This is a genomic window from Streptomyces sp. NPDC001070 (genome assembly GCF_053598835.1).
Genome location: NZ_JBSFLB010000076.1, coordinates 1 through 5478, shown reverse-complemented (window position 1 = coordinate 5478; position 5478 = coordinate 1). Strand labels below are relative to the sequence as shown.

The 5478-nt window shown below is 71.3% G+C and carries 9 protein-coding genes; 8 read left to right on the top strand and 1 reads right to left on the bottom strand.

What is annotated here, in order from left to right; genetic code table 11:
* The coding region (locus ACWDAS_RS41235; protein ID WP_450401099.1) for a hypothetical protein at nt 1-197 on the bottom strand (197 nt) is incomplete at its 3' end.
* Between the two features lie 434 nt (nt 198-631).
* On the opposite strand from ACWDAS_RS41235, the gene ACWDAS_RS41230 reads away from it, so the two are divergent.
* The 8 genes from ACWDAS_RS41230 to ACWDAS_RS41195 all read left to right on the top strand — a co-directional run bounded on the left by ACWDAS_RS41230 (nt 632) and on the right by ACWDAS_RS41195 (nt 5305).
* Nucleotides 632-847, top strand: a complete 216-nt coding sequence (locus tag ACWDAS_RS41230) for a hypothetical protein (protein ID WP_450401098.1) — start codon at nt 632-634, stop codon at nt 845-847.
* A gap of 45 nt (nt 848-892) precedes the next feature.
* Complete coding sequence (locus ACWDAS_RS41225; RefSeq protein WP_450401096.1) at nt 893-1105, top strand: hypothetical protein; 213 nt, start codon at nt 893-895, stop codon at nt 1103-1105.
* 103 nt (nt 1106-1208) lie between these two features.
* Nucleotides 1209-3008, top strand: a complete 1800-nt coding sequence (locus tag ACWDAS_RS41220; RefSeq protein WP_450401094.1) for a hypothetical protein — start codon at nt 1209-1211, stop codon at nt 3006-3008.
* Between the two features lie 48 nt (nt 3009-3056).
* The gene (locus tag ACWDAS_RS41215) at nt 3057-3743 is read left to right on the top strand and encodes a hypothetical protein (protein WP_450401093.1); all 687 of its coding nucleotides are present in this window, start codon (nt 3057-3059) and stop codon (nt 3741-3743) included.
* A gap of 100 nt (nt 3744-3843) precedes the next feature.
* A complete protein-coding gene (locus ACWDAS_RS41210) occupies nt 3844-4143 on the top strand; it encodes a transposase (RefSeq protein ID WP_450401092.1) in 300 nt (99 codons plus the stop codon).
* Nucleotides 4140-4826 (top strand): IS3 family transposase, encoded by a 687-nt coding sequence (locus tag ACWDAS_RS41205; protein WP_450401091.1) that lies wholly within the window; start codon nt 4140-4142, stop codon nt 4824-4826. Before ACWDAS_RS41210 ends, ACWDAS_RS41205 begins: the two co-directional genes overlap by 4 nt.
* Nucleotides 4823-5068 (top strand): hypothetical protein, encoded by a 246-nt coding sequence (locus ACWDAS_RS41200; RefSeq protein ID WP_450401089.1) that lies wholly within the window; start codon nt 4823-4825, stop codon nt 5066-5068. The genes ACWDAS_RS41205 and ACWDAS_RS41200 overlap by 4 nt, the downstream gene beginning before the upstream one ends.
* Nucleotides 5069-5305 (top strand): hypothetical protein, encoded by a 237-nt coding sequence (locus ACWDAS_RS41195; protein ID WP_450401087.1) that lies wholly within the window; start codon nt 5069-5071, stop codon nt 5303-5305.
* Nucleotides 5306-5478 lie beyond the last annotated feature (173 nt).

Here is a 5478-nt window from a genome sequence, read left to right as displayed (position 1 = left end):
CTGCTGTAGACGGTGAGGACGGCTCCGCTGACCTCGATTCGGCGTTCCTGGAGTTTCTCCCCGCAGCGCAGCGCGGTCAGGCAACTGCGGAAGAGTGTCATCTCCTCGACCGTGAGGACCGCCGCCGCCAGATTCAGCAGTTCGTCGAGGCTGGCCGGAGTGAGGACCGCCGGGAGTTCTCCGGAAAGCAGGACCACCGGCTCTCCGGTCCGATGGCGGACGACAGCGGTGGCGGACGCCCCCTGAACGACAAGCACGTGCACCCCTCTCACCGGAGGCCCCGTCGGCCCAAACGGCCGGCCCAAACGCCTCGGAGGTCGAGAGGATAGCCACCGGTTCGTCGCGCTTCGCCCCGTCTGCCGGGACTTCCCTACGTCAGGCAACGGGTGGATTGACCCGTTCGAGTGATATCCGGTGGCCGGCGCCCGGTGGCCGGAGTGTCCCTGCCGGCCCTCTCACCTGTCGTTTCCCTTGTCCCGCCGCCCTGTTGACGGAATGTCATGGATGCGGGTCGCTTGCCGGGGCCGGGGGGTCGGACTACTGTCCAACGCCGTCAGACAGATCGTCCGGTGTGGATGGACGGGTTCTGGGACCCGACTGCTGTTCGCACCCTTCCTACAAAGGATCCCCCATGCTCGACATGCGTGAGCTGGACACCGAGTCCGCGGAGCTGCTGCCCGGCCGCGAGGCCCTGGGCAAGCTCAAGTTCAGCTTCGTCAAGACCACGCACGTGACCAAGCACGTGGCCCACGTCGACGCGCACAACGAGTCGCTCGCGGCCAACGAGTGGTCGCCGTACGCGGTGGCGCAGTCGCAGGCCACCCAGGCCATCAGCATCAAGCAGTAGTCGGCGCTCCACCTCCTTCCGCATACCGAGAAAGGTATCCCCTCCATGAACATGGACCAGCTCGACGCCGAGTCCGCGGAGCTGCTGCCGGGCCGCGAGGCCCTGGGCAAGCTGAAGTTCAGCTTCGTCAAGACCACGCACGTGACCAAGCACGTGGCCCACGTCGACGCGCACAACGAGTCGCTCGCGGCCAACCAGTACTCCCCGTTCGCGGTCGCCCAGTCCGAGGCCACCCAGGCCATCAGCATCCGCCAGTAACAACACCCGTACGTGTGCGGACCGCGCCCGTCGTGGCGCGGTCCGTCTCGGGAGGAAGAGCAGGAAGGTGACGGAAAGTCACATTGCTCATGGCCTCGGCCCCATGGGGACGGCGGTGTACGGCGCGGACGGGATGGAACCTCCCTACGACACGGGCTTCCCCGTTCCGCGACTCGGCGCGGGGCTGCAACTCCTGGGCGAGTACCAGGGATCCGGGTTCACCGAGCCCCGGTACATCGTCCGCAGGGGCGACGGGCAGGTCGTGCAGCTGAGCCGGCTGCTCTACCTGGTCGCCCGCGCCATCGACGGGCGACGCGACACCGAGGCCATCTCGCACCGGGTCAGCGGACGCTTCGGCCGTGAGGTCAGCGCCGAGAACGTGCACTACCTGATCGAGAACAAGCTCCAGCCGCTGGGCGTCACCGTCCCTTTCGGCCAGGAGGACGACCAGGTCACCGGCCCCACCGCGGATCTCCTGCTCGTCCTGAAGGGCCACCGGGTCATCTTCCGTGAGCGGCAGGTCGCCCGGATCGCCCGGAACCTGGCCTGGCTGCACCGTCCCCTGGTGGTGACGCTGGTGCTCTCCGCGGCGATCGCCATGGAGATCTGGCTGTTCGCCGTCCACGGGGCGATGACCCCCGTGCTCGAGGTGCTGGAGCAGCCGCTGCTCATGCTGGCGGTGTTCGCGCTCACCGTCGCCTCGCTCGTCTTCCACGAGTTCGGGCACGCCTCCGCGTGCCGGTACGGCGGGGCCCGCCCCGGCGCCATCGGCTGCGGCATCTTCCTGATCTGGCCGTCCATGTACACCGACGTCACCGACGTCTACCGGATCGGCCGGGCCGGACGCATGCGCACCGACCTGGGCGGCGTCTACTTCAACGTCGTCTTCATACTGGCCCTGGCCGGCGGGTACTTCGCCACCGGGCAGTCCTTCTTCCTGGCCGCCATCTACCTGGCGCACTTCGAGATCATCGAGCAGCTGATGCCGGCCGTGCGGCTGGACGGCTACTACATCCTCGGCGACCTCGCCGGCGTCCCGGACCTCTTCGGCAAGATCAAGCCGATCCTGCAGAGCATGCTGCCGGGCCGCCCGGTGGCACCCGAGATCGCCGACCTCAAGCGATCCGCCCGGATCATCGTCACCACATGGGTGCTGACGATGGTGCCCCTGCTCCTGGCGGAGCTCGGCTACGTGCTGTGGAACCTGCCGCGCCTGCTGGAGACGAGCCTGCGCTCCCTGGTCGAGCAGCTCACCGGGACCGGCTCCGCCTTCGCCGACGGCCAGTTCGCCGCGGGGACGGTCGGGGTCATCGGCAGCCTCATGCTGATCTGCCCCCTGGCGGGGGCGGCGTACCTGTCCGTACGCCTCGGGGGCCGGCTCGTCCGCTACGTCGTCCGCGCCACGGAGGGGAATCTCCGGCTGAGGCTCCTGATCGGCGGGGCCACGCTGGCCGGAGGTGCGGCGCTGTGCGCCGCGTGGGTGGGCGGCGTGACCCCCAAACCGCTGCCGCCGCAGCCGCCGATCGCCCCCATCCTGCAGCCCGGGGTGCCCGAGATCCGGCCGCTGCGCCCCGTCGCCCCGGCACCGCTGCCGAGCACCACGACACCCCCGGTGACCCTGGCCGCGAGCGAGCCGCCGGCGACGGCCCTGTCCGCCTCACCGTCGGAGTCGGGCTCCGCCGACGCCTCGGCATCGGCCAGTGGCAGCCCCTCGCCGGACCGGTCGCCCAGCCCGCGGTCCAGCCGCGGCGAGCCGGAACCGAGCAACACCCAGACCACGGCCACGGCCGGGCCGAGCTCCTCCGCGGGCTCGCCCACCGCCACGCCGTCGGAGTCGGCGACGCCATCGGATCCCCCCATCCCGAGCTTCACCGTGTCCTTCCCCGCGTCCCTGCCGACGTGACGCGGGCTTTCCCCCCAGAAATCCCTTCCATCCGTACAGGAGAAGTCCGTGACGCACCGAAAGCCCCACACCAGCACGGTGGGCCGCAAGGCCGTCCGGCTGGGCATGCTGACCACCGCCGGCCTCGTCGCCTTCGCCACCGCGGCACCGGCAGGCGCGGCATCGGGGTCGAGCATCCCGCGTGATGTGGCCGCCGCCGTGGACGAGGCGCACACCCTGGCCAACCGAGCACACCCGGTCCAGTACGACGAGGAGTTCTCGGTCCACCAGTTCGGGCCGCTCATCGCCGCCGCGGCGCACAACCGGGCGGTCGCCGCCTCGGTCGGCTGCTCGCTCAACCGCCCGTGCCGCTCGATCGCCCTCTCCTTCCAGATCGTCACCACCTCCGGTGTCGACCTCCGCCGGATCAACGCCACGAACATCAGCCGTGCCGTCAACCAGCACTGCAGCGGGTGCCAGACCTTCGCGGGCGCCTACCAGTTCATCGTGGCGACCCCGCGGCCGCTCACCTTCAGCGCCCACGACCGGGACCGGCTCGCCGACATCCGGCGCCGGCTGGCCGCGCTGAAGCGGTGCGGCGACCCGATGTCCGAGATCGAACGCCGGGCGGACGCGCTCGCCGCCGAGGTCAGGGCCATCCTGGACCGGGCCGCGGCCGGGGTCCCGGCCGGTTCCGGCGCCAGCCCGCTGCGGGAGTTCCGGCCCACCGTGACCATGCACCGCCACGTCAGCTGACGCCACACCGCTTCCGGGCCGGGGAAACGTCCCTCACCTCCCCAAACCCCCAGACGGGTCCCCGGCCCGGGACCACGACAGGCCTTCCCGGAGGGATGAAGTGCCCAGACGATATCCGCCCGAGCTGCGCCGCCAGGCCCTCGATCTGCTGGCCGCCGGCGAGCCCGTGAAGAAGGTCGCCCTGGACCTCGGCCTCGGCGACCAGACGATCTACCAGTGGCGACGCACCCATCTGCCGCACCTGGGGAGGCCGCGGCGGTCACCGGCCAACGGTGCCGAACTGAGCGCCGCGCGCAAGCGCATCGCCGAACTGGAGACCGAACTCGCCGTCCACCGGAGGGTCACCGAGCTGCTGCGCGATGTGGTGTCCCCAAAAGGCGATTCGAGGTCGTGCACATGATGGCTGGTGAAGGTCTCCCGATCCGGACCGCGACCCGCGTTCTCGGGACCTCGGAATCGGGGTACTTCACCTGGCGTGGCCGGCCCCCGTCGGCCCGGTCCACGCGGCACGCCTGGCTGACGGACCTCATCACCTCCATCCACGCCGCCTCGCGCGGCACCTTCGGCTACCGGCGGATCCACGAGGAACTCACCCTGCGGCACGGGATCCCCATCAGCCACGGCACGGTCGAGCTGCTCATGCGGCGCGCCGGGCTCCAGGGCCGCCCCGGCGTACCCGACCGGCTCTGGGTGACCGACGCCGTCGAACTGCCCACCCGGCAGGGTGAACTGCTGTGCGTGGTCGTGCTCGACGCCCACGCCCGGCGGCTGGTGGGCTGGAGCACGGGTTCCACGCCGGCCGCCGCGGTGGCGGCGGACGCCCTGAGCAGGGCCGTCCTGCGGCACTCGGTCCACCCCGGGCCGCGGCCGGAGGGACGTTTCACCACGCTCGTCTTCACCGAACGCGCCCACGCCCGCGGGCTGGCGCCCCCCACCGGACTGGTCGCCGACCGGAACGACCACGCCGTGATCGGAGCTTTCTGGGCCCGGACGCAGACCGAACTCCTGGACCATCGCGAATGGCACAGCCGGCTCGACCTCACCACCGCCCTTTCCGAATACTTCGAGGGAACCCGAGCATGACCGTGGAAAGACAGACGCCCCCGTTGCCGATCTCCTACCTGCTGCGCTCACAGATCCGTCCGGGCCATACCCTGCCGCCCACCCAGGCCCACCAGGTCATGCTGCACTGCGCCCTCGACGCCGCCGGCATCCTGGTGCGCCGGGACGACGCGGACGCCGTCGCCAGGATCGCCGAACTCGACTACGCGACCGTCAACGCGGTCATCGGCTGGCTGCGCGTCACCAGACCGGCGGCGTGCTGAATGCGCGGGACCACCGGGACCACATCGGCGCGCAACCGGCTGCGGCGCCTCGCATACGGCGGCGCGCTGCTGAGCGCGCTGACGGCGCAGCGCTTCGGGGTCGCGCCGGAGCACGACCGCGCGCGCCGGTGCGGCGAGCCGATGGCGGCGCTGTGCGGCCTCGACCAGAGCGGCTTCCTGCGCCGCTGCCGGGACGCCGGCGGCGGCACACCGGCCCGGCCCCGGGGATTCCCCTAGGACGGGGCCGAACTGCGGAGGAGGGATTCGACGAGGGCGGAGACGTGCCGGCGGTCGGCCTCGGACAGGCGCTGCACACTGGCGATGAGGGTGGCCACCTCGGGGTCGGGCGCGGTGCCGGTACCGCCCTCGACGTACAGATGGATCCCGCAGGCCTCGGCCGCCGCCCGGCG

Coding starts and splice junctions, on each gene's coding strand:
- ACWDAS_RS41205 (WP_450401091.1), top strand. CDS start 4,140: ATGATGGCTGGTGAAGGTCTCCCGATCCGGACCGCGACCCGCGTTCTC.
- ACWDAS_RS41230 (WP_450401098.1), top strand. CDS start 632: ATGCTCGACATGCGTGAGCTGGACACCGAGTCCGCGGAGCTGCTGCCC.
- ACWDAS_RS41225 (WP_450401096.1), top strand. CDS start 893: ATGAACATGGACCAGCTCGACGCCGAGTCCGCGGAGCTGCTGCCGGGC.
- ACWDAS_RS41220 (WP_450401094.1), top strand. CDS start 1,209: ATGGGGACGGCGGTGTACGGCGCGGACGGGATGGAACCTCCCTACGAC.
- ACWDAS_RS41200 (WP_450401089.1), top strand. CDS start 4,823: ATGACCGTGGAAAGACAGACGCCCCCGTTGCCGATCTCCTACCTGCTG.
- ACWDAS_RS41195 (WP_450401087.1), top strand. CDS start 5,069: ATGCGCGGGACCACCGGGACCACATCGGCGCGCAACCGGCTGCGGCGC.